This is a genomic window from Pseudomonas sp. RA_5y_Pfl1_P24 (genome assembly GCF_963970945.1).
GTDB classification, from domain to species: domain Bacteria; phylum Pseudomonadota; class Gammaproteobacteria; order Pseudomonadales; family Pseudomonadaceae; genus Aquipseudomonas; species Aquipseudomonas tritici.
On sequence record NZ_CAXAOJ010000004.1, the window covers coordinates 1 to 23,973 of the forward strand.

At 59.9% G+C, this 23,973-nt stretch carries 18 protein-coding genes; 13 read left to right on the plus strand and 5 right to left on the minus strand.

What is annotated here, in order from left to right; all coding sequences use genetic code 11:
* Positions 1-216: 216 nt before the first annotated feature.
* The 9 genes from recC to AACY30_RS06975 all read left to right on the plus strand — a co-directional run bounded on the left by recC (position 217) and on the right by AACY30_RS06975 (position 15,023).
* Entirely contained in the window at positions 217-3,669 is a 3,453-nt protein-coding gene (gene recC, locus AACY30_RS06935; protein ID WP_339540054.1) for an exodeoxyribonuclease V subunit gamma, read from the plus strand.
* A complete protein-coding gene (gene recB / locus AACY30_RS06940) occupies positions 3,666-7,340 on the plus strand; it encodes an exodeoxyribonuclease V subunit beta (RefSeq protein WP_339540055.1) in 3,675 nt (1,224 codons plus the stop codon). Before recC ends, recB begins: the two co-directional genes overlap by 4 nt.
* Positions 7,337-9,409, plus strand: a complete 2,073-nt coding sequence (gene recD, locus AACY30_RS06945; protein ID WP_339540056.1) for an exodeoxyribonuclease V subunit alpha — start codon at positions 7,337-7,339, stop codon at positions 9,407-9,409. The genes recB and recD overlap by 4 nt, the downstream gene beginning before the upstream one ends.
* Before the next feature lie 141 nt (positions 9,410-9,550).
* Positions 9,551-10,126 (plus strand): YfiR family protein, encoded by a 576-nt coding sequence (locus AACY30_RS06950; protein WP_339540057.1) that lies wholly within the window; start codon positions 9,551-9,553, stop codon positions 10,124-10,126.
* Positions 10,123-11,385: a diguanylate cyclase domain-containing protein gene (locus tag AACY30_RS06955; RefSeq protein ID WP_339470613.1), complete on the plus strand. Its 1,263-nt coding sequence runs from the start codon at positions 10,123-10,125 to the stop codon at positions 11,383-11,385. The genes AACY30_RS06950 and AACY30_RS06955 overlap by 4 nt, the downstream gene beginning before the upstream one ends.
* A 3-nt stretch (positions 11,386-11,388) precedes the next feature.
* Positions 11,389-11,880, plus strand: a complete 492-nt coding sequence (locus AACY30_RS06960; RefSeq protein ID WP_339470616.1) for an OmpA family protein — start codon at positions 11,389-11,391, stop codon at positions 11,878-11,880.
* A gap of 345 nt (positions 11,881-12,225) precedes the next feature.
* Entirely contained in the window at positions 12,226-13,173 is a 948-nt protein-coding gene (locus AACY30_RS06965; protein ID WP_339540058.1) for a TauD/TfdA family dioxygenase, read from the plus strand.
* A gap of 54 nt (positions 13,174-13,227) precedes the next feature.
* Positions 13,228-14,076, plus strand: a complete 849-nt coding sequence (locus AACY30_RS06970; protein WP_339437468.1) for an EamA family transporter — start codon at positions 13,228-13,230, stop codon at positions 14,074-14,076.
* A complete protein-coding gene (locus AACY30_RS06975; RefSeq protein ID WP_339540059.1) occupies positions 14,076-15,023 on the plus strand; it encodes a LysR substrate-binding domain-containing protein in 948 nt (315 codons plus the stop codon). Before AACY30_RS06970 ends, AACY30_RS06975 begins: the two co-directional genes overlap by 1 nt.
* A gap of 45 nt (positions 15,024-15,068) precedes the next feature.
* On the opposite strand, the gene AACY30_RS06980 is transcribed toward AACY30_RS06975, so the two are convergent.
* The gene (locus AACY30_RS06980; protein WP_339470620.1) at positions 15,069-15,359 is read right to left on the minus strand and encodes a DUF3077 domain-containing protein; all 291 of its coding nucleotides are present in this window, start codon (positions 15,357-15,359) and stop codon (positions 15,069-15,071) included.
* 314 nt (positions 15,360-15,673) lie between these two features.
* Complete coding sequence (locus tag AACY30_RS06985; RefSeq protein WP_339420518.1) at positions 15,674-16,621, minus strand: LysR family transcriptional regulator; 948 nt, start codon at positions 16,619-16,621, stop codon at positions 15,674-15,676.
* A gap of 131 nt (positions 16,622-16,752) precedes the next feature.
* Here AACY30_RS06985 and AACY30_RS06990 point away from each other — a divergent pair, with 131 nt between their 5' ends.
* Entirely contained in the window at positions 16,753-18,270 is a 1,518-nt protein-coding gene (locus AACY30_RS06990) for a CoA-acylating methylmalonate-semialdehyde dehydrogenase (RefSeq protein ID WP_339540060.1), read from the plus strand.
* 14 nt (positions 18,271-18,284) lie between these two features.
* Positions 18,285-19,172 carry a 3-hydroxyisobutyrate dehydrogenase gene (gene mmsB, locus AACY30_RS06995; RefSeq protein WP_339420520.1) on the plus strand — a complete coding sequence of 296 codons (888 nt, stop codon included), beginning with the start codon at positions 18,285-18,287 and terminating at the stop codon, positions 19,170-19,172.
* A 64-nt stretch (positions 19,173-19,236) separates the two neighbouring features.
* Here the strand turns inward: mmsB and AACY30_RS07000 are convergent, their stop codons facing one another.
* Complete coding sequence (locus tag AACY30_RS07000) at positions 19,237-19,581, minus strand: cupin domain-containing protein (RefSeq protein ID WP_049711538.1); 345 nt, start codon at positions 19,579-19,581, stop codon at positions 19,237-19,239.
* 299 nt (positions 19,582-19,880) lie between these two features.
* On the opposite strand from AACY30_RS07000, the gene kynB reads away from it, so the two are divergent.
* Entirely contained in the window at positions 19,881-20,531 is a 651-nt protein-coding gene (gene kynB / locus AACY30_RS07005) for an arylformamidase (RefSeq protein ID WP_339470622.1), read from the plus strand.
* Positions 20,528-21,385, plus strand: a complete 858-nt coding sequence (gene kynA, locus AACY30_RS07010) for a tryptophan 2,3-dioxygenase (RefSeq protein WP_219269019.1) — start codon at positions 20,528-20,530, stop codon at positions 21,383-21,385. The genes kynB and kynA overlap by 4 nt, the downstream gene beginning before the upstream one ends.
* A gap of 82 nt (positions 21,386-21,467) precedes the next feature.
* Here kynA and AACY30_RS07015 read toward each other — a convergent pair whose 3' ends face one another.
* Both AACY30_RS07015 and antC read right to left on the minus strand, forming a co-directional pair.
* The gene (locus tag AACY30_RS07015) at positions 21,468-22,868 is read right to left on the minus strand and encodes an amino acid permease (RefSeq protein ID WP_339427499.1); all 1,401 of its coding nucleotides are present in this window, start codon (positions 22,866-22,868) and stop codon (positions 21,468-21,470) included.
* A 72-nt stretch (positions 22,869-22,940) separates the two neighbouring features.
* Positions 22,941-23,948 (minus strand): anthranilate 1,2-dioxygenase electron transfer component AntC, encoded by a 1,008-nt coding sequence (gene antC / locus AACY30_RS07020; RefSeq protein ID WP_339470623.1) that lies wholly within the window; start codon positions 23,946-23,948, stop codon positions 22,941-22,943.
* Positions 23,949-23,973 lie beyond the last annotated feature (25 nt).

Below are 23,973 nucleotides of genomic sequence, written 5' to 3' on the forward strand. Positions count from 1 at the left end.
CTCAGTAGTGAAACGATGCATCGCCGATGGTAGTGTGGGGTTTCCCCATGTGAGAGTAGGTCATCGTCAAGATTAAATTCCGAAACCCCTGTTTGCTAACGCAAACAGGGGTTTTGTTTTGGGCGGTCGAAAAGACATCTACATCCCAATTCCGCCAATAACTGTCCACAGTGCTAAAGTCGCACCCTCGATTTTGCTTTTCCCAAGGAAGCCGTTATGCCGGATGCGACGTCCCTCAGCGCTGGATTCATGGTGGTTCACGGCAATCGCCTGGATGAACTGCGCAGCCTGGTGGTCAGCTGGATGCGCCGCTACCCCCTGGCGCCCTTGGAAAACGAAATCGCCCTGGTGCAAAGCAACGGCATCGCTCAATGGCTCAAGTTGGCCCTGGCTGAAGATCCGGAAGAGGACGACATGGGCGGCTGCGGTATCGCTGCAGCAATTGACGTGCAACTGCCCGGTAGCTTCATGTGGCAGCTCTACCGCATGGTCCTTGGCCGTGACGAAATCCCACCCAAGTCCCTGCTCGATAAGGCCCCCCTGACCTGGCGCCTGATGCGCCTGCTCCCAGAGCTTATCGATCAGCCACACTTCGAACCGTTGCAGCGCTTCCTCACCCACGACACCGACCTGCGTAAACGCTACCAACTCGCCGAGCGCCTGGCTGACTTGTTCGACCAATACCAGGTCTACCGCGCCGACTGGCTGGAAGACTGGGCTGCCGGCCGCCACCAACTGCGTAACGGCCGAGGCGACGCCAAACCGCTCAATCTTGCTAACTGCTGGCAAGCCGAACTGTGGCGCGCACTGCTGTTGGATGTCGGTGAAGAAGGCATGGCCGAAAGCCGCGCAGGCGTGCACCAACGCTTCATCGAACGCATCAATACGCTCGAAAGCACCCCACCAGGGCTGCCATCCCGAGTCATTGTTTTCGGAATCTCCTCGTTGCCAGCACAGGCGCTGGAAGCCCTTGCCGGGCTCGCACGATTCAGCCAAGTCCTGCTTTGCGTACACAACCCGTGTCGCCATCATTGGTCCGACATCGTCGCCGACAAAGACCTGCTGCGTAACGAATACAAACGCCAAGCGCGTAAATCCGGCATGCCGGTCACTATCGATCCACAAACCCTGCACCAGCACGCCCACCCGCTACTGGCTGCCTGGGGCAAACAAGGCCGTGACTACATCAGCCTGCTAGACAGCTACGATGACCCCAACAGCTACCGTGCAGCGTTCCGCGATGGTCGTATCGACCTGTTCAGTGACAGCGATCCCACCACGCTGCTCAATCAGCTCCAGGACGATATCCTTGAACTGCGCCCACTCAATGAAACCCGCGAACTATGGCCTGCCGTCGATCTGGAGCGAGATACCTCAATCCGCTTCCACATCGCTCACAGCGCTCAACGCGAAGTAGAAATCCTCCACGACCAACTGCTCCAACGTTTTAGCGCCGACCCCACGCTGCGTCCCAGGGACATCATCGTCATGGTCCCCGACGTCGACAGTTACGCGCCGCATATCCGCGCCGTGTTTGGCCAGCTTGAGCGCAACGACCCGCGCTTCATCCCGTTCACCCTGACTGACCAGGGTCAGCGCGGCCGCGACCCTCTGCTGATCGCAGTCGAACATCTGCTGAAACTCCCCGACAGCCGCTTCCCTGTCAGCGAAATCCTCGACCTGCTTGACGTTCCGGCCCTGCGCGAACGCTTCGCCATCAAGGAACGCGACCTGCCCACACTGCACCGCTGGATTGAAGGCGCCGGCATCCGCTGGGGCCTCAACGCTGAACAGCGCGCAGGCCTGGGCCTGCCCACGGAACTGGAACAAAACAGTTGGCGTTTCGGCCTGCGCCGCATGTTGCTCGGTTACGCCGTAGGCACCGGCGCCGCGTGCGACGGCATCGAACCCTACGACGAAATCGGTGGTCTCGACGCCGCCCTGATCGGCCCGCTGGTCGCCTTACTCGACGCACTCAGTGACGCCCATCAAGCGCTGTCGCACCCCGCGCCTCCGCAGACGTGGGGCGAACGCCTGCAACGCCTGATGCAACTGTTCTTTCTGCCGAGCAGCGAACACGACGACTACCTGTTGGGTCAACTTGAACAACTCCGAGAGGCCTGGCTGGAAACCTGCGAGTCCGTAGGCCTACAAGACGAGTTACCGCTCACCGTAGTCCGTGAAGCCTGGCTGGCTGGCCTGGACCAAGGGCGCCTGTCCCAGCGCTTTCTCGCCGGGGCTGTTAATTTCTGCACCCTGATGCCCATGCGCGCGATCCCGTTCAAGCTCGTTTGCCTGCTCGGCATGAACGACGGCGATTACCCCCGCGCCACACCACCGCTGGACTTCGACCTGATGGGCAGTGATTACCGCCCCGGCGACCGTTCACGCCGTGAAGACGATCGGTACCTGCTGCTCGAAGCCCTGCTTTCAGCGCGTGACCAGCTCTACATCAGTTGGGTGGGTCGCAGCATCCGCGACAATAGCGATCGTCCTGCCTCGGTATTGATCGGCCAACTGCGCGACCATCTCGCCAGCGGCTGGCATCACGCAAACAGCGATGAAGCGCTTATCGAAGCCATGACCCAAGAGCATCCGCTGCAACCGTTCAGCGCCCGCTACTTCCATGAGGGCGACGCGCTGTTCAGCTTCGCCCGCGAATGGCAATTGCTCCACGTAGCCTGCGACGCGCCCTCAACAGAACACGACCTGCCACCGCACGAACAGGAAGAGCCCCTGAGCCTCGGCCAGTTACAAGACTTCCTGCGCAACCCGGCCAAACACTTCTTTAGCCAACGTCTGAAAGTATTCTTCGAAGCCGCCGAAGTGCCGTTGGCCGACGAAGAACCCTTTGTCCTCGACGCACTGCAGCGCTATAGCCTGAGTGACAGCTTGCTGAACGCTGCACTCACTAACCCCGATCATCTCGACCAGGCCCTGAACGCCCAGGCCTTGCGACTGCAAGGCAGTGGCCTGTTGCCCATGGTCGGTTTCGGCGAATGCCTCCGCAACGAACTGATGGAGCCTTTACCCGACCTTCTGCAACGCTATCGACAATTGTTGGCTCTCTGGCCCACCCAGCATACTGGCGCAGAACCTGTCATTTTTGAGCATGAGGGGGTTCAGTTGGAAGGCTGGATCAGCGGTCTGCATCGACGCAGTGATGGCGGGTTGCTAAGCGTCACCACCATTCCCAACAGCATTGGTTCGATCAAGACCCGCAAGTGGCATCGCCTTATCCGCCCTTGGGTCAATCACGTGGTTGCCTGTGCTTGCGGCCTGCCGTTAAGCACCGGCTTGGTGGCTAGCGACGACACCTTGCTGCTGCCGCCTCTGGATAAATCCATCGCACAGGAAATCCTCGGCCACTTGCTGCTCGCCTGGCACGAAGGCATGAGTAAACCGTTACCCGTAGCTGTCAAAACCGCCTTCGCCTGGCTCGGTCAAACCGATCCTGCCAAGGCCCAGGCGGCCGCCAGTAAAGCCTACGAAGGCGACGGCCTGACCTCCGACGGCGAGCGTCGCGAAACCCCAGCGCTCACTCGGCAATTCCCCGACTACGCCGCGCTCATCGCCAGCGAAGAATTCGAAGGTTGGTGCGAAACCCTTTATCGCCCGCTGATCAACGCCCCATGGCGATCACTCACAGGTGAGGAGGCCGGCGCATGACCAGCAAACCTTTAGCCCTTGCCTTCCCGCTCAAGGGTAGCCAGCTGATTGAAGCCAGCGCCGGTACCGGGAAGACGTTCACTATCTCTGCCCTCTACCTGCGCCTTGTCCTCGGCCACGGTGGCGAAGCGTCCGGCTTTGGTCGCGAGCTGTTGCCGCCGCAAATTCTGGTAGTGACATTCACTGACGCCGCCACCAAAGAGCTGCGCGAACGCATCCGCATTCGTCTTGCCGAGGCCGCGCGGTTCTTCCGCGAAGAAATTGAACAGCCTGACGCCCTGATCGCTGATCTGCGCGACGAGTATCCACCCGAACAGTGGCCCGCCTGTGCCAACCGCCTGGACATCGCCGCGCAATGGATGGACGAAGCCGCCGTCTCGACGATCCACAGTTGGTGCCAGCGCATGCTGCGCGAACACGCCTTCGACAGCGGCAGCCTGTTCACCCAGACCCTGGAAACCGACCACAGCGACCTGCTCGGTGAGGTGCTGCGCGACTACTGGCGTTTGTTTTGCTACCCGATGCACGACGACGCGCTCAACTGGGTACGCAACAACTGGGGCGGTCCCGCCGCATTGATGCCGCGAGTCCGCGCGTTGTTCGGCAGCGAACGGCCCACCGATGAAGTCCGCGAGCCCGTCGAGCTGATCAACGCCTGCCTGCAAGAACGCCGTGAAGCGCTCACACAACTCAAAGCCCCCTGGCAACAATGGGCCGCCGAGCTACGCGACATCTGCCTGCAAGCCGTGGCCGCCAAAGCCGTCGACGGCCGCAAGATGCAAGCGCGTTACTTCGAGCCGTGGTTCGAAAAGATCGGCGCCTGGGCTGCTGACGACACTCTCGAACAACTCGATATCGGTACTGGCTTCACCCGCCTCACGCCCGACGGCATGGCCGAAGCCTGGAAGGGCGAGCCGCCCCAGCATCCTGGCATTGACGCCATGGCCCGTCTAAAGTCGGCCCTCGATGCGTTGCCGACCCCCGAGGCCGCTGTGTTGCAACACGCCGCCGGCTGGGTGGGCAAACGCTTCGAAGAAGAAAAACGCCGCCGCGCCGAAATGGGCTTCGACGACATGCTCATCCGCCTCAACGCCGCGCTGAAAGCTGACGGCGGCGAACGTCTGGCCAGTGTCATCCGCGAGCAATTCCCGGTGGCCCTGATCGACGAGTTCCAGGACACCGACCCGGTGCAGTACAGCATCTTCGACAGCATCTACCGCATCGAAGAAAACCACCTCGACAGTGGCCTGTTTCTGATCGGCGACCCCAAGCAAGCGATCTACGCCTTCCGTGGCGCTGACATTTACACTTACTTGCGCGCTCGCCAGTCCACCACTGGCCGCCACCACACGCTGGGCACCAACTTCCGCTCCAGCCATGCGATGGTCGAGGCAGTGAACCACGTGTTCCAGCGCGCAGAAAAAGGCCGTGGCGCGTTCCTGTTCCGCGAACCGGATGGCCAGAATCCGGTGCCGTTCCACTCGGTGCTGTCCCAAGGCCGCAAGGAACGATTGCAGGTTAATGGCCAAACGCTGCCGGCGATGAATCTCTGGCATTTGCCCACCGAGCAGCCGGTTTCCAACCTGGTTTACCGTCAGCAATTGGCTGCCGCCTGTGCCACGCAGATTGTTGAATTGCTCAACGGCGGACAGCAAGGCACAGCCGGTTTCCTACAGCCGGACGCGAGCTTCAACGGCGTGCTTCCGTCAGATATCGCCATCCTCGTTCGCGACGGCAAGGAAGCTCAAGCCGTGCGGTCTGAACTGGCTGCGCGTGGCGTGCGCAGTGTGTACCTGTCCGACAAAGACTCGGTCTTCGCCGCCCAGGAAGCCCACGACCTGCTGGCCTGGCTCAAGGCCTGCGCCGAGCCGGATGTTGAGCGCCCGCTGCGCGCAGCCCTGGCTTGCGTCACCCTGAACCTGTCACTGCCGGAACTGGAACGCCTGAACCAGGACGAACTCGCATGGGAAAGCCGCGTCATGCAATTCCGTGGCTATCGCGTGATCTGGCGCACCCAAGGTGTGCTGCCGATGCTGCGTCGCCTGCTCCACGATTTTAAACTGCCGCAAACCCTGATCGCGCGCAGTGACGGCGAACGTGTGCTGACCAACCTGCTGCATCTCAGCGAACTGCTGCAACAGGCCGCATCGGAACTGGACGGCGAACAGGCGCTGATCCGCCACTTGGCCGAACACCTGGCGCTGTCGGGCCAGGCGGGTGAGGAACAAATCCTGCGCCTGGAAAGTGATGAACAATTGGTCAAGGTGGTGACTATCCACAAGTCTAAGGGCCTGGAATACGACTTGGTCTTCCTGCCTTTCATCTGCTCAGCCAAACCAGTCGACGGCAGCCGTTTGCCCCTTCACTACCACGATGAACACGGCAAGTCGCAGGTCAGTCTGCGTCCGACCGCTGAGTTGATCGCCCAGGCCGACAACGAGCGTCTGGCCGAAGACCTGCGCCTGTTCTATGTCGCCCTGACCCGCGCCAAGCATGCGTGCTGGCTCGGCATCGCCGACCTCAAGCGTGGCAACAGCAATAGCTCTGTGCTGCACTTATCGGCGTTGGGCTATTTGCTTGGCGCGGGTACATCGCTGGGAGAGTCCGCGGGTCTGGCGCGCTGGTTGTTGGATCTGCAAGAGGGTTGCACCGCAATCCACTATGCCCACGTGCCCGACGCGCAAGACATCATCTTCCACCCGCCGCGCAGCGAAGCCCTGCTTAGAGCGCCCTTGCTGCCCAAACGCAAGGCGGCCGAAAACTGGTGGATCGCCTCCTACAGCGCCTTGCGCATTGGCGACAGCATGAGTGCCGCCAGTCTCGAAGCGCCGGAAAGCGCACAAGCCCAGAAGCTGTTCGATGATGAACGCCTCGACCCTGACGCACCCCGCGAGGTGGCGGCGTCCGGCGGCGACATTCACCGGTTCCCACGTGGCCCGAACCCTGGGACCTTTCTCCACGGTCTGCTGGAGTGGGCGGGGGAGGAGGGTTTCAACGTCACCCCCGAGGCTATCGAAAAAGCAGTAGGGGCTCGTTGCAATCGCCGCAACTGGGAAGGTTGGATCGTCACCCTCAGCAGTTGGCTGGGCCACTTGCTGCAAGCGGCGCTGCCTGTGGACAACAACCACGTCAGCCTGAAAAGCCTGCAGCATTACCAGGTCGAAATGGAGTTCTGGTTCGCCAGCCATAAAGTCGACGTACTCGCCCTCGACAAACTGGTGTGCCAGTACACCCACAACGGCATTTCCCGCGTCGCCGCCGAACCCGTGCTGCTCAACGGTATGTTCAAGGGCTTTATCGATTTGACGTTCGAACATGACGGCCGCTATTACGTGGCCGACTACAAATCCAACTGGCTCGGCCCCGACGATTCAGCCTACACACAGGACGCCATGGAACAGTCGATCCTCGAGCATCGGTACGACCTGCAATACGTACTTTACCTGCTGGCCCTGCACCGCCAACTCAAGGCGCGCCTGCCGGACTACGACTACGACCGCCATGTCGGCGGTGCGCTTTACCTGTTCCTGCGCGGCACCCAGTCCGTGAGCCAGGGCGCGTATTTCACCCGGCCACCACGGGAACTGATCGAAGGCCTGGACCTGCTGTTCCAGGGCAAGCCTATCCCGCCCAAGGTTGAGCCCGCCTGGGAACAAGGAGTGCTGCTATGAGCCTGTCGCCATTACCGCTTGAGGACCTGATGCCTCTCAGCCGTGCCAATGACCTGGTGCAACTGCTGGAGCGTTGGGTGGATCGCGGTTGGTTGCGCGCCCTGGACAAAGCCTTCGTCGGCTTCCTGCACGAACTTGATCCGGACGCTGACCCGCTGGTGCTGCTGGCCGCTGCGCTGACCAGCCATCAATTGGGCCATGGTCATGTTTGCCTCGACCTGTTCGAAACCCTCAAGGCGCCGGATTTCGCTTTGTCCTTGCCGCCTGAAGGCGACCAGCAAACCGGTGCCATGTTGCTGCCGTCGCAATTGCTTGATGGCCTCGACGGCGCCCATTGGTGCCAAGCGCTGGCCGCCAGCCATCTGGTCGCGTTGGCAATTGATGGCAGCGAGGCCGCCCAGCGTCGCCCATTGGTCCTGTCCGGCAAGCGCCTGTACCTGCGCCGCTACTGGACCTACGAGCGACGCATCGACACAGCCTTGCGGCTGCGTCTCGCCAGCCAGGAAAGTGTCGCCGCCGATTTGCCGCAGCGTCTGAACAACCTGTTCGACCAACCCCCGCCCGATGGCGTGATCGACTGGCAGAAACTTGCCTGCGCCCTGGCCACTCGCGGTGCATTCAGTATCGTCACTGGCGGCCCCGGCACTGGCAAGACCACCACCGTGGTGCGCCTGCTCGCGCTGTTGCAGGCGCCGGCGGTGGAAACTGGCAGTCCATTGCGCATTCGCCTGGCTGCGCCCACCGGCAAGGCCGCTGCACGCCTCACCGAGTCCATCAGCCAGCAAGTGCTGTCGCTGAAAGTGCCGGACAACGTGAAGGAAAAAATCCCGACTCAGGTCACCACCGTTCACCGCTTGCTCGGCAGTCGCCCGGGCACGCGGCATTTTCGTCATCACATCGGCAACCGGTTGCCCTTGGATGTGCTGGTGGTGGACGAAGCCTCGATGATCGACCTGGAAATGATGGCCAACCTGCTCGACGCCCTGGCGCCCCATGCGCGTCTGGTATTGCTCGGTGACAAAGACCAACTCGCGTCGGTGGAAGCGGGCGCTGTTCTCGGTGATTTGTGCCGAGACGCCGAAGCCGGCTTTTATAACGCCCAGACCCGCCAATGGCTGCAAGCTGTCAGTGGCGAAGACCTCAGCACCAGTGGCCTGCAGGCAGACCTCGACGGCAACCATCCCCTGGCCCAGCAAGTGGTGATGCTGCGTTACTCGCGACGTTTTGGCGAAGGCAGTGGTATCGGCCAACTGGCGCGCTGGGTCAACCAGCAAAACGCTGAGGAAGCCCGCAAGCTGCTGACGGCACGCAGCCACAGTGACCTGTTCTGCCTCAGCCTGAAGGGCGAGCACGATCACGCCCTCGAGCGTCTGGTCCTGGACGGGCAGGGCAGCGACGGCGCCCAAGGTTACCGTTACTACCTCAACCTGCTGCAAAGCGCGCGTCCATCTCCCGACACCCCACGTGAAGCCCCCGCCTGGACCCAATGGGCGCAACAACTGCTGCAAGCCTTCGACGCTTTCCAACTGCTCTGCGCGGTCCGCAAAGGCCCTTGGGGTGTTGAAGGCCTGAATCTGCGCATCACCGCAGCCTTGCGCAAGGTGCGGCTGGTAGAGGGTGACGAGCAATGGTACGAAGGCCGCCCGGTGCTCATGACCCGCAACGATTACGGGCTGGGCTTGATGAACGGCGACATCGGCATCGCCCTCAAATTGCCCGAAAGCGATGGCGGCCCGCAGGTACTGCGCGTGGCCTTCCCACGTAACGATGGTCAGCGCGGCGTGCGCTTTGTGCTGCCCAGCCGTCTGAATGATGTGGAAACCGTGTACGCCATGACCGTGCATAAATCCCAGGGCTCTGAGTTCATCCACACGGCATTGATCCTGCCGGATGCGCTCAACCCGGTGCTCACCAAAGAACTGATCTACACCGGCATCACCCGGGCCAAGCGCTGGTTCAGCCTAATCGAACCGCGTGGTGGCGTGTTTGAAGAAGCGGTAAAGCGCAAGGTCAAGCGTCTGAGTGGGTTGATGCTTGAACTGGGGCACGAATCAGAAAAAGCTGACTGACAGGTCATGCAATATTTCTTATTAAGGCGTCTGATTTTTCTGAAAAAAGAGCGGGCCACGTGAAGACCCATTCCGCTGAGGGGTTCCACCACTGTGCTATCGTTGCGGCATGATCTGAAAAAAAACTGAGAGTGTCTCTGCATGAACATGGCTGTCTCGCCCACAGAGCGCAGTTTGAGCTGGAGACGCATGTTGCTGGTGGCGGCCCTGTGCGTGCTCGCACCACGCGCCTTCGCCCAGGCGCCCGAGCCCATTGACCTTGCCGCCCACCGTGCCCAAGCGGTCACCCAGGTGGTGCTCGGTATCCTCAGTTATGCGCGCTGGCCGGCTGAGCCTGCGCAATTGCGCCTGTGTATCGTCGGCCCGACCCAATACACCGACGACCTGGTCAAAGGCACCACCCAGGCCACCGGCCGTCCGGTCGTGGTGCAGCGCATGCTGGCCAGCCATCCTGATATCGTCGACGCCTGCGATGCGGTGTACATCGGCAAACTCAGTGCCGACGAGCGCAGCCAGCTGTTTACCTCATTGATCGGCCACCCGGTGCTTAGCATCAGCGAAGGCGGTGACCAGTGCACCGTGGGCAGCCTGTTCTGCCTGCGGGTGAGTGATGAGCAAGTGTCATTCGACGTCAATCTCGACTCCGTCGCCCGCAGTGGCGTACGTATTCACCCCAGCGTGCTGCAGTTGTCACGTCGCCGAGCGCCCGCGCCATGAAGGCCGATAAAGTGCGACCGACGCTGCGCTCGGTCATCGGCCGGGGGCACCTGATCCTGGCGCTGGTGGCGGTGATCCTGGCCAGTGTTTCCCTGACGCTGCTCGGCGTGCTGGCGCTGAGGGTCTACGCCGAACACAACCTGCACCTGATCGCGCGCTCTATCAGCTACACCGTTGAGGCGGCGGTGGTGTTCAACGACAGCGCGGCGGCCACCGAGGCCCTCAGCCTGATTGCCTCCACCGAAGAGGTGGCGCGGGCAGACGTCTTCGATATCAACGGCAGGTTGTTGGCGCAGTGGATACGTCCGGAAACGGGCATGCTTTCGCGAGTTGAATTGGCGCTGGCGCATACCTTGCTCGAACAACCCATCAGCCAGCCGATTCTGCATCAAGGGCGCGCCGTCGGCAGCGTTAATCTCACCGGTCACGGCGGTAGTCTGCTGCGGTTCCTGCTCAGCGGGCTGGCTGGAATTCTCATGTGCACCGCGCTCAGCGCGTGGGTCGCCCTGCACCTTGCGCGACGCTTGTTACGTGGCATCACAGGTCCCCTGCAAAGCCTTGCCGCCGTGGCCCATGCCGCTCGCAGCGAACGTGACTTCGACCGCCGCGTACCGCCGGCGCAAATCGCTGAGCTCGACAGCCTGGGCAGTGACTTCAATGCCTTGCTCGGCGAGATGGAAGCCTGGCAAAGCCACCTGCAGAGCGAAAACGAATTCCTCGCCCACCAGGCCAACCACGACAGCCTCACCGGTTTGCCCAACCGGGCGTTCTTCGAAGGCCGTCTGATTCGCGCTCTGCGCAGCGCCGCCAAGGCCAAAGAGCAAGTGGCGGTGCTCTACCTCGACAGCGACCGCTTCAAAGAGGTCAATGACAGCTTTGGTCATGCCGCCGGCGATGCCGTCCTCGTGGCCGTCGCCCAGCGTGTGCGTGCGCAATTGCGTGAAGATGACCTGGTAGCGCGACTGGGGGGGGATGAGTTCGCTGTCCTGCTGGCGCCGTTGCACAAGGTGGCAGACGCTAAGCGTATCGCCGACAAGATCATTGCCAGCATGGACCTGCCGATCCCCGTGCCCGGCAATACCGAGGTATTGACCTCCCTCAGTATCGGCATCGCCATCTACCCCGATCATGGTGCCACTCCCGGCACCCTGCTCAATGCGGCCGACGCGGCGATGTACCAGGCCAAGCGCCTGTCCTCGGGCGGCCAGCACACGGCGGAGTCGGAGCACGCCGCCGTCAATCTTCAACACAGGAGTTGACCCTTGTTCACCACCGCACGTTTTATGTTTATCACCCTGCTGATGGCACTGCTCGCCCTCGGCGGCTGTCAGACGCCCCCACCCAAAGGCCTGACCCCGGCGCAGGTCGCGGTCCTCAAGCAGCAAGGCTTTGAAATGACCGACGAAGGCTGGTCATTCGGCCTGTCCGGCAAAGTGCTGTTTGGCAGCGATGTCGAGACCCTCAACCAACCCAGCACCGACATCGTCCAGCGCATCGGCAAGGCCCTGCTTGGCGTAGGTATCGAACGCGTTCGTGTCGATGGCCACACCGATGCGTCTGGCAAGGAAACCTACAACCAACAACTGTCCCTGCGTCGTGCCAAAAGCGTGGCCACGGTGCTGACCGGCGTGGGCATGAAAGAAGAAAACATCCAGCTACGCGGCTTGGGCAGTAGCAAACCGGTAGCCTCCAATGACACCGCTGAAGGGCGCACCGAGAATCGGCGGGTGTCGATTGTTGTGATCGCGGATTGAGCCCGTCCCGCCGACCTCAATGTGAAACCCCATCAACTGTGGGAGCTGGCCGGCGATAGCGGTGTCTCAGTACTGGATGTACTGACTGACATACTGCCATCGCAGGCAAGCCAGCTCCCACAGTGGGTTTTGCGGTGCCTTGCTACAGCGTTCGCTTAGCGGCCCGGTGTCATCGCCTGCGTTGACGCACCATCACCGTATCTCAGCAAAGACCGTCAAGCATGTTTCCTGTAGGAGAAGTCTGCCATGACGAATCTTGATGGCTAGGCTGACGAGGTTTCGCTTTTTCGCAAAGGGTGGGCTTAGTTAAATGGCCGCTCGAACTAACCACCGTAAAGGACTGCGATGAGCATAAACGTCAGTAATTTCCGCCAGGAAGTTTCTAAAACTAGACTTTCAAACATTGCTTTTGAAGAGCTGTTGAGCGCAAGTGAGTTGTTCGAGTCTGAGCGTCAGGGAATTCGATTCGATACCAACGCCGCGCACATCAATCCTCTACAATTACCCGTCCTGAATAAGGAGCTAGATAGAATCCGAACCATGATCGATCATGAAAGCCATATCTTGATTCTTGATGGCTTTAAGGTCGACAAACTTTCGATTTTCAAGTCGCTGATATGGACATTTGGCTCTCTACTCGGTGTGCCAATGGTGCAGAACCATCTCGGTCATAAGGTGATTGAGGTTTATGACAGGGGCGGTAAGAGCATTGAGGACGGTGCGAGATACCATCAAACCCGCCAAGGTGCCTATGTGCACAACGATGGAGTGAGCGACCCGTTGCCTATCGATTACTTGATCCTGGCTTGCGGACAAAAAGCGCTTTTGGGAGGTGAGAGTATTCTGATTGATGCAAGCGCGGTATACGCGGAGCTGATGGCGTTTCCAGAAATATTGGAAGAGCTTAAGTGCGACTTCTTTTTTGAAAACCGCGGTATGTCAGATGAGGAACAGTTGTTCAAAGCACCTATTCTGAGCTTTTCCAATGAAGGTATTCCGCTGATCAGATACTTTCGCGTCTACATTGAGTCCGCTCACCTTAAAGCGGGAGTGCCATTAACAGCGGCCCAATCCCAGGCGCTAGACTTTCTGGACACCGCTCTCGATCAGTCATCGGTTCAGCATCGAGTGTTGCTGGAACCAGGGCAGGTACTCATTTCAGCCGATAACAAGTTTCTCCACACCCGCACGCACTTTATAGATATGAATACTCCACGTTGCGTGATTGATGATGCGAAGTCCTTGAACGATCTAAATCGCTACATGCTACGGATGTGGTTGCGCAAGCAGTGATGCCCCGATGCTCATAACTTACATCCCCCCACTATCCGCCATAAGCCGAACCCCATGGACAACTCCGATATCGCGATCACGCTGGTCCTGATCTCTGCCTTTATGCACGCCACTTGGAACGCCGTAGTCCGCGCCGGTAGCAGTCGCTTCATGACCTTGGCCATGGTGGATGGCACCGCGCTGGTGATATGCCTGTTGGCGTTGCCGCTTGTCAGTGTGCCCAGCCTGGAGGTAGGGGGTTATATCCTCGTCTCCGTGGTACTCAATACGGTCTATCGGTTATTTCTGATCAAAGCTTACGAAACGGGTGACTTCGGTCAGGTTTATCCGGTGATGCGTGGGGTACCGCCGGTATTTGTCGCATTGTTTTCCTACTTTCTGTTGCATGAACAGTTGTCACTGCTGGCGCTGGTGGGGGGGGCGCTGATATGTGTGGGAATTATCAGCCTGACCTTTGTGCGCAGGATGACGGCGCAGATGTTCAAGCCGATTCTGATGGCGGTGTGCGCTGGAGCATTTATCGCGTCTTACACGGTAGTGGACGCCAAAGGTGTAAGAGCCAGTGAGACGGTGCTGCAGTACATCATCTACCTGACGGTGTTCCAGAGTATTCCGATCCCACTGCTGGCGTTTTCCAAAGAGCGCTCGGCTTTGGCTCAAGCGATACGTGGGCATTGGCGAGTTGGCCTATTAGGCGGCGTTTTTTACTTGGCGTCCTACGCACTGGTGTTGTTTGCGTTGTCGCTGGACGCGGTGGCCAAGGTCTCAGCGCTGCGGGAAACCAGTGTTATTATCGGCGCCATTATTGCCGCGCTGTTCTTTCATGAACGGTTCGGTTGGCGACGGATGCTGTCGGCATTCGTCATTGTTAGCGGGATCATCTTGATCAAAGTGAGCACCTGATGGCTCAGCGTCCGCCTCCCACACCGATGCTTCAAGCGTTCGTCAGCGCTGCGCAAACCGGTAGTTTTGCGCGTGCGGCGTCTGAGCTTAACCTCACTGCCAGCGCCATTAGTCATCAAATTGCAGGCCTGGAGGAATGGTGGGGCGTGCAGTTGTTTGAGCGGCATTCACGCGGCGTCAAGCTGACCCAGGCGGGGCAAGCCTTGTTGCCGGTTACCGATGGTTTTTTCAAGGCGCTGGATGGGGTACTGCAATCTCTCAACCCCGGTAAATCCCGACCGTTGTACCTCTCATGCACGTCTTCTCTCTGTTCGACGTGGCTAATCCCCAGGATGCATGGGTCGCACACAGAGGCGTCGTTCAACCTTGATCTGGTGTTGACTAGCGCCGATATGAACAGCACCAGCCTGGAAGCTCATCAATACGATGTCGCGGTGGTGATGGGGTACGGCGAGTATCCGGATCACCATGTTGAACTGCTGATGTGCGACGCAGTATTTCCCGTTTGCTCGCCGGAATTTCTACGGTTGAAGGGGGATATTTCACTGGAGGATGTCGCCCGGTACCCGCTGATTCATCGAGTGGACGATCAGGTGTGTCCGGGGTGGGAAAGTTGGTTTGCGTTTCAAGGGCTGGCGGCACCTCCTTATCACCATGGGCCACGATTTCCGGATTCGAGCTTGGCGATCAGCCTGGCGGTGAAGGGCACAGGCATCGCACTGGGCAGGACTGCGTTGGTATACGACCAATTGGAAGACGGCGCGTTGGTTGCGTTGAAAAGCCCCGCGATGATGTCGCCAGCGGCGTACTACATCATTTGTCGAAACGGGCGGCAATTAGAGCCGGATATCGCTCGGCTGATTGAATGGCTCAAGACCAGTGCGAGTAAGTTTCTGCGCGAAGTTCGGGCTCGGTATCCGCAAATTGCCGGGGCTGGTGCGGTTTAAATGTAGGAAGGAGCAAGGCTCCTCCCGCATTCGAACGGTATTTGCTTATCGGCCCGGTGTCATCGCCTGCGTCAGGTCATCCACCACGGCCTTGCCCATTTCACACAGGTAATGCGCAGCCCATGCGTATTGCTCGCCGCGTACATCCATGGCGGCTTCCATCGCGAGTTTCTTGGAGTAAAAAAGTAGGGTGGAGGCATGTTCCAAAGCTTCCTCAATCGGCATGCCGGAGTTGACGCGGAACAGGGTTTTTTCGTTTTCGCCGTAGTCGCCGAATGTGACTACGCCGAGGGTGGTGATGGAGGAACGCGGTGGGTCGGGGACGATTTTAGTCATGATTCATACCTGGGAGTTTTAGGAACCACCCATTCATGTCGCTAAACATGAAAGGGTGGCAGCTGTACGCAGGTTAGCGAACCGGACCCAGGACCCGGCAGACCCGAGGGTCTCCCACGCACAGCCGCCATAACACGAGAACGACGAGCACGAAGCTCTTGCCGTTGGAGGCTGTGTCCGGGTTCGGGTCGCTAAACCCGTTCGCTGATGTCAGCGAAGTACGGAGGCTAATGACTCGAACCCTACGGCACGATAGGCCGGAGATTCTCTAGGAAACGTCCTGCAAATTAAAGCGAATCGTCGTTGATGGCCCTTTAATCCGCGAACCTAATCTCCCGCGTCTCCCCCATCAACAACCCCTGATTCTGCTCCGTCACTTCCCTGATGTAATCCCACAACAACGTAATCCGCTTCAGCTTCCTCAAATCCTCCCGGCAATACATCCAGAACTGCCGCGTAATCGCAATCTGCTCCCCCAACACCGGCAGCAACCGCGGATCCTGCGCCGCCAGAAAGCACGGCAATATCGCCATCGACCGCCCCTGTTGCGCCGCCACGTACTGCGCGATCACGCTGGTACTGCGCAAACTGGCGCTGGCGCCGGGCACCACATTCGCCAGGTAAAGCAGTTCCGAACTGAACGCCAGGTCATCCACGTAGCTGATGAACGGATGCTCAGCCAAATCCGCCGGGCGTTGTATCGGCGGGTGTTGATCGAGGTATTCCTGGGTCGCGTACAGCTGCAGTTTGTAATCACACAGTTTGCAGCACACGTAGGGCCCGTGTTCCGGGCGCTCCAGGGCGATGACGATATCGGCTTCGCGCTTGGACAGGCTAATGAAGTGGGGCAGGGGCAGGATATCCACTGAGATCGCCGGGTAGGTGTCGACGAAGTGGCTCAATTGCGGGGTGACGAAAAAGCTGCCAAAGCCCTCGGTGCAGCCCATGCGCACATGGCCGGACAGTGCCACGCCGGAGCCGGACACCTGTTCGCAGGCCATATGCAGGGTGCTTTCGATGGACTCCGCATAGCCCAGTAAACGCTGGCCCTCGGGGGTGAGGACGAAACCGTTGGTCCGGGATTTTTCGAAGAGCAGGGTACCGAGTGACATTTCCAGCGAACTGATGCGCCGTGACACGGTGGTGTAGTCCACCGCCAGGCGCTTGGCGGCGACGCTGGCCTTGCGGGTGCGGGCTACCTCAAGGAAAAACTTCAGGTCATCCCAGTTCAGGGAGCCCAGTGACGTGATGTTTTTTTGCATATTGGTCCGGCTTTTATGTGCGTTCTTATTAGAGATTTGCACATCTATACTCCAAAAACAGTCCGAACGCCTCATTCTTCAAGGCGATTCAACGCCTTGGTTCTCTGCATAAATATAAGATTGGAGACCACATGAACGCATCTGCCGATATTTCCGTGCAACAGGTCAAGTTGCTGATCAACGGCGAGTGGGTCGAGTCCAAGACCACCGAATGGCAAGACATCGTCAACCCGGCCACCCAGCAGGTGCTGGCCAAAGTTCCGTTCGCCACCGCTGATGAAGTGAACGCCGCCATCGACGCCGCCCATCGCGCCTTCCAGACCTGGAAGCTGACGCCGATCGGCGCGCGCATGCGCATCATGCTCAAGCTGCAAGCCTTGATCCGCGAACATTCCAAGCGCATTGCGGTGGTCCTCAGCAACGAGCAGGGCAAGACCATTGCCGATGCCGAAGGCGACATTTTTCGTGGCCTGGAAGTGGTGGAACACGCCTGTTCCATCGGCACCCTGCAAATGGGCGAGTTCGCTGAAAACGTCGCCGGTGGCGTCGACACCTACACCCTGCGCCAGCCTATCGGCGTGTGCGCCGGTATTACGCCGTTCAACTTCCCGGCGATGATTCCACTGTGGATGTTCCCGATGGCGATTGCCTGCGGTAACACCTTCGTCCTCAAGCCTTCCGAGCAGGACCCGCTGTCGACCATGCTGCTGGTGGAGCTAGCGCTGGAGGCCGGGGTGCCTGCCGGCGTGCTCAACGTGGTGCACGGCGGTAAGGATGTGGTGGATGCGCTGTGCACCCATAAAGACATCAAGGCTGTGTCCTTCGTTGGTTCGACCGCCGTGGGCACTCACGTCTACGACCTGGCCGGCAAACACGGCAAGCGCGTGCAATCGATGATGGGCGCCAAGAACCACGCGGTGGTGCTGCCGGATGCCAACCGTGAACACACCCTCAACGCCCTGGTCGGCGCCGGTTTCGGCGCGGCAGGCCAGCGTTGCATGGCCACCTCGGTGGTGGTGCTGGTGGGCGCGTCGAAGCAGTGGCTGCCGGATCTCAAGGCGCTGGCGCAAAAGCTCAAGGTCAATGCCGGCAGCGAAGTCGGTACCGATGTCGGCCCGGTGATTTCCAAGCGCGCCAAGGCGCGAATCCTGGAACTGATCGAAAGCGGCGTGAAAGAAGGCGCCAAGCTGGAACTGGACGGCCGTGACATCAAGGTGCCGGGCTATGAGCAAGGCAACTTTGTCGGCCCGACCCTGTTCTCGGGCGTGACCACCGATATGCAAATCTACACCCAGGAAATTTTCGGGCCGGTACTTGTGGTGCTGGAAGTCGACACCCTGGATGAGGCCATCGCACTGGTCAACGCCAACCCGTTCGGCAACGGCACCGGCCTGTTCACCCAGAGCGGCGCGGCGGCGCGTAAGTTCCAGAGCGAAATCGATGTAGGCCAAGTCGGCATCAACATCCCGATTCCGGTGCCGGTGCCGTTCTTCAGTTTCACCGGTTCCCGTGGTTCCAAACTCGGCGACCTTGGCCCGTACGGCAAGCAAGTGGTGCAGTTCTACACCCAGACCAAAACCGTCACCAGCCGCTGGTTTGATGACGACACAGTCAACGATGGCGTCAACACCACCATCAACCTGCGCTGATTCGGGAGACGACCATGAAGATTGCATTTATCGGCTTGGGCAACATGGGCGCGCCCATGGCCCGCAACCTGATCAAGGCCGGCCACGCGTTGAACCTGTTCGACTTGAACCAGACGGTGCTCAAGGAACTGGCCGAGCTGGGCGGCGCTATCAGCGACTCACCGCGTGATGCGGCCAACGGCGCGGAGCTAGTGATCACGATGCTGCCCGCTGCTGCGCATGTGCGCAGCGTCTGGCTGAATGAAGACGGCGTGCTCGCCGGCATCGGCAAAGGCGTGCCGGCGGTGGACTGCAGCACCATCGACCCGCAAACCATCCGCGATGTGGCGGCTGCAGCGGCGAAGCAAGGCGTGGCCGTGGCTGACGCGCCAGTCTCTGGCGGCACGGGCGGCGCCCAGGCCGGTACGCTGACCTTCATGGTCGGCGCCAACCCTGAACTGTTCGCCACCCTGCAACCGGTGCTGGCGCAGATGGGCCGCAACATCGTGCATTGCGGCGACGTGGGCACCGGGCAAATCGCCAAAATCTGCAACAACCTGTTGCTGGGGATCAGCATGGTTGGCGTCAGCGAAGCCATGGCCCTAGGCGATGCCTTGGGTATCGACACGCAAGTGCTGGCGGGAATTATCAACAGCTCCACCGGGCGTTGCTGGAGTTCCGACACCTACAACCCATGGCCGGGCGTGATTGAAACCGCGCCGTCGTCCCGTGGCTACACCGGCGGGTTTGGTGCCGACTTGATGCTCAAGGATTTGGGCCTGGCCACTGAAGCGGCGCGCCAGGCCAAGCAGCCGGTGATCCTCGGCGCTGTGGCCCAGCAGTTGTATCAATCAATGAGCCAGCGTGGGGAAGGGGGCAAGGACTTCTCGGCGATTATCAACAGCTATCGCAAGCCCAAATAAGGTGCCGCTACGCGTAGTGAGCGGGCTTGCCCAGCGCGGGGCAAGCCCGCTCACTACAACAACTTCAAGCAAACACAAAATACTTACGCACCGTCTCGACCACTTCCCACGTCCCCTTCATCCCCGGTTCCACCACAAAGATATCCCCAGCTCGCAAATGAATCGGTTCCAGGCCTTCTGGTGTGATGATGCAGTAGCCTTCCTGGAAGTGGCAGTATTCCCACTTCACGTAGTCCACGTACCACTTGCCCGGTGTACAGATCCAGGTACCCATGATTTTGCTGCCGTCTTCGCTGGTGTAAGCGTTGAGGTTCACGGTGTGCGGGTCGCCTTCGAGCTTTTCCCATTTGCACGCGTCCAGGACCGGCAGGGGGTGGGTGTCGCGCAGTACGGTGATGGGCGTGGACATGATGACTCCAGGGCAGGGAATGGACAGATGAACCCTAAGGCCTCTGGCGTTGCGCCAGTGGTCTGAACTCGACATTGGGATGCTCAGAAGCGCAGGGGAATGCGATCCCTCTGGCACCCTGCGCTCCCACATTGGATCTTCAGTGGCTGATCCACCGTGCCGGAATGATATATCTAAGCGCCAATCCACCCATTCCTCGCAGTAAGTGCGAAAGATTTCCCGCTTCGCGCCAGAATTCGCAAGAAAATTCGCAGCAGGCCCTCGTATCATTCACCCCAGTAACCGCCGAGAGCCTTCAAATGAACCCAATAAAAACGTGGTGGGACATCAGCCCACCCTTGAGCACGGCGACCCCGACCTGGCCGGGCGATACGCCGTTCCAGGAAGAACGCGTGTGGCAGTTCGGCCCGGAGTGCCCGGTGAATGTCGGGCGCATTACCCTATCGCCGCACACCGGTGCCCATGTGGATGCACCGCTGCATTACAGCGCAGACGGCGCGCCGATTGGCGAGGTGTCGTTGGAGGTGTACATGGGGCCCTGCCGTGTGCTGCATTGCCTGGACAGCGTTGCGCTGGTGCAGCCGCATCAGCTGGAAGGCCGTGTGGATAACGTGCCGGAGCGTGTGTTGCTGCGCACTTATCCAAAAGCGCCACTCACCGAATGGGACTCGAACTTCACCGCCATTGCCCCGCAAACCATCGAGCTGCTGGCCAGCCTGGGTGTGCGTTTGATCGGTATCGACACCCCGTCCCTGGACCCGCAGCAGTCCAAGACCATGGATTCCCACAACGCCGTGTGCCGCCATGGCATGGCGATTCTGGAAGGCATCGTGCTCGATGACGTGCCGGAGGGCGACTATGAACTGATCGCGCTGCCGCTGCGTTTCGCCAACCTCGACGCCAGCCCGGTCCGCGCCATTCTCCGTCCGCTCAAGGAGCCCACGCGATGAGCCAATGTCCTTTCTCGCCTGATTACCAACCCCCGGAAGAATGGCATAACGCCGAACTGAATTTTTCCGAGTCCATGAGCTACGGCGATTACCTGGACCTGGGCAAAGTCCTCAGCGCCCAGCATCCGCTGTCGCCGGACCACAATGAAATGCTCTTCATCATCCAGCACCAGACCTCTGAGTTGTGGATGAAACTGATGCTCCACGAACTCAAGGCCGCCCGCGAGCACGTGCGCCTGGGCGAGTTGCCGCCGGCGTTCAAGATGCTGGCGCGGGTCTCACGGATCTTTGATCAATTGGTGCACGCCTGGGCGGTGCTGGCGACGATGACGCCATCGGAGTACAAAGCCATTCGGCCGTTCCTCGGGCAGTCGTCTGGGTTCCAGTCGTTCCAGTACCGTGAGATCGAATTTATCCTCGGCAATAAAAGCGCGGCGCTGTTGCGGCCCCACGCCCATCGGCCGGAGCTGTTGAATCAGTTGAAAGTGGCGATTGCTACGCCGTCGCTGTATGACGAAGCGATCAACCTGATGGTCAAGGCAGGTTTGGCGATTGACCCGAAACGTGCCGAGCGCGACCCGACGGCGGCGACGGTTCACGATGAATCCGTGGAGGCCGCGTGGCGCGAGGTGTATCGCGATCCAAGCCGGTACTGGGATTTGTATCAGTTGGCCGAGAAATTTATCGACCTGGAGGATTCGTTCCGTCAGTGGCGCTTCCGCCATGTGACCACGGTGGAGCGGATTATCGGCTTCCAGCCGGGTACTGGCGGCACCGAAGGCGTGGGCTATTTGCGCAAGATGCTCGATACCGTGCTGTTCCCCGAACTCTGGCGAGTTCGCTCCACGCTGTAAACAAAAAGCCCCGGATCACCGGGGCTCTTCATTTGGCATGCACTCAAAATTGTGGGAGCGGGCTTGCCCGCTCCCACAGGGGTTATTGCATCACGGCTACTTTCGCGTTTTTCATCCGCAACCGGTAGGCAATGTAGATAATCCCCACCCATACCGGCATCGCATACACCGACTCGCGAATACCCGGGATCGCCAGCATCACGCTGATGATCATCAGCATGAACGCCAGGCACAGGTAGTTGCTGAACGGGAACCAGAAGGTCTTGAACGACGGCGTCACGCCTTGCTCGCCCATGGCCTTACGGAACTTGATATGGGTGATGCTGATCAACGCCCAGTTGATCATCAGCGAGGCGACCACCAGCGCAAACAGCAACTCCAGCGCACTCTGCGGCGCGACGTAGTTGACCACCACGCACAGCATCGTCACCAGTGCCGAAATCGCCAGCGCCCGCAGCGGCACGCCTTGCTTGTTGAGTTTCATCAACGCTTTTGGCGCATCGCCTTGCTCGGCCAGGCCGAACAGCATGCGACTGTTGCAGTACACGCCGCTGTTGTACACCGACAGCGCCGCGGTCAGCACCACGAAGTTGAGGATGTGCGCAGCGGTGTCGTTGCCGATCAGCGAGAAGATCTGCACAAACGGGCTGCCGCTGTAGGGATCGCCCGACGCGCCGAGGGTTTGCAACAGTTGGTCCCACGGGTACAGCGACAGCAGCACGGTGAGCGCGCCGACGTAGAAGATCAGGATCCGGTAGACGACCTGGTTGATCGCTTTCGGGATCACTTTGCGCGGCTCGCTGGCCTCGGCGGCGGTGATACCCACCAGCTCCAGGCCACCAAACGAGAACATGATGAATGCCATGGACATCAACAGCCCCATGCCGCCATTCGGGAAGAACCCGCCGTGGCTCCACAGGTTGCTGACGGACGCTTGCGGGCCGCCGGTACCGCTGAACAGCAGGTAGCAGCCGAGCACGATCATGCCGACAATTGCCACCACCTTGATGATCGCGAACCAGAACTCGGTCTCACCGAAGAACTTCACGTTCAGGGTGTTGATCAGGTTCACCGCGACAAAGAACACCAGCGCACTGACCCAGGTCGGGATCTCTGGCCACCAGAACTGGATGTACTTGCCCACGGCCGTCAGTTCGGCCATGCCCACCAGCACGTAGAGTACCCAGTAGTTCCAGCCCGCCAGGAAGCCTGCGTAACCGCCCCAGTATTTGTGGGCGAAGTGGCTGAAGGACCCGGCCACCGGCTCTTCGACGATCATTTCACCGAGCTGGCGCATGATCAGGAACGCGATAAAACCGGCAATCGCGTAACCGAGGATCATCGACGGCCCCGCCGACTTGAGCACCCCGGCCGAGCCGAGGAACAACCCCGTGCCGATCGCCCCTCCCAAGGCGATCAGCTGAATGTGCCGGTTCTTCAGGCCACGCTTGAGGCCTACCGGGTTAACCATGTCATCCGCCATTAACATTCCCTTCTACTTGTTTTTCTCAGGGTTGATTGCACGCAGCACCAACCCCTCAGAAGTGCTGAGGGGTCAGATATTACTCTGCGTAAACTTTTCGTAATACAGCTGAACGCCATCAAGTGCCTGATCCGCCAGCCATTGTTGGATGGACTCGACCATTGGAGGGGGGCCGCACAGGTACATATCCGCCGATCTGTCCCGCAATTCAGCCAAGTCGAAATGCTCGGTGAGGTAGCCCCGTTTGCCGGGCCATTCATCTGACGGGGCACTCAATACTTCGGTGTAGCGAAAATCAGCGATTTTTGTGGCATAACCTTGGATGCGTGCCACCTCACATAAGTCTTCGGCGCCGCGCACGCCGTAGTACAGGTGCACGGGCTGGTTGCAGCCATTGGCAGCCAGTTCATCCAGCATCCCCAGCAAGGCCGAAAGCCCGGTTCCGCCCGCCACCAGCACCAGCGGTTGGGTGACGTGGCGCAGGTAGAAGGCACCGAGTGGCGCTTCCATCAACAGCTCATCGCCCACCTGGCAGCGCTCGCGGATGTAGTTGCTCATCACCCCATCGGGCAACAGGCGGATCAGAAACTGCAGTTGATTGCCCGCAAGGTTGGCGAAGGAGTAAGACCGCCAACGGTCCGTGCCAGGCACCGACAGGCGTGCGTATTGACCCGGCAGAAAATCCAGCGCCTGATCCAACTGCACCTGCAGGATCGCCGTACTCGCCGACACCTGCTGCACCGCGCTCACCGTGCCTCGCACCTGCACCGGACCGGGCGCATTGCACAGGCTTGAATCAAAGTCGAAATAGAACGTTGCGTCGGACTTCACCCGCGTCTGGCAACTGAGCATCTTGCGCTGTTGCAGATCGAGGCTCGACAGCGCTTCTTCGTCCACATAATCCTGGCTGTAATCGCCTGACTCGCAACGACCCTGGCAGGTGCCGCACACGCCTTCGCGACAGTCCAGAGGGATTTTGATGCCGTTGCGCAGTGCTGCGTCCAGCAGGATTTCATGGGTGCCTACCGGGAAAAACAGAGTCTTGCCATCGGCAAAACTGAAGGCCACTTTGTGATTCATCTGATTGCTCTCCAAACACCCCGTA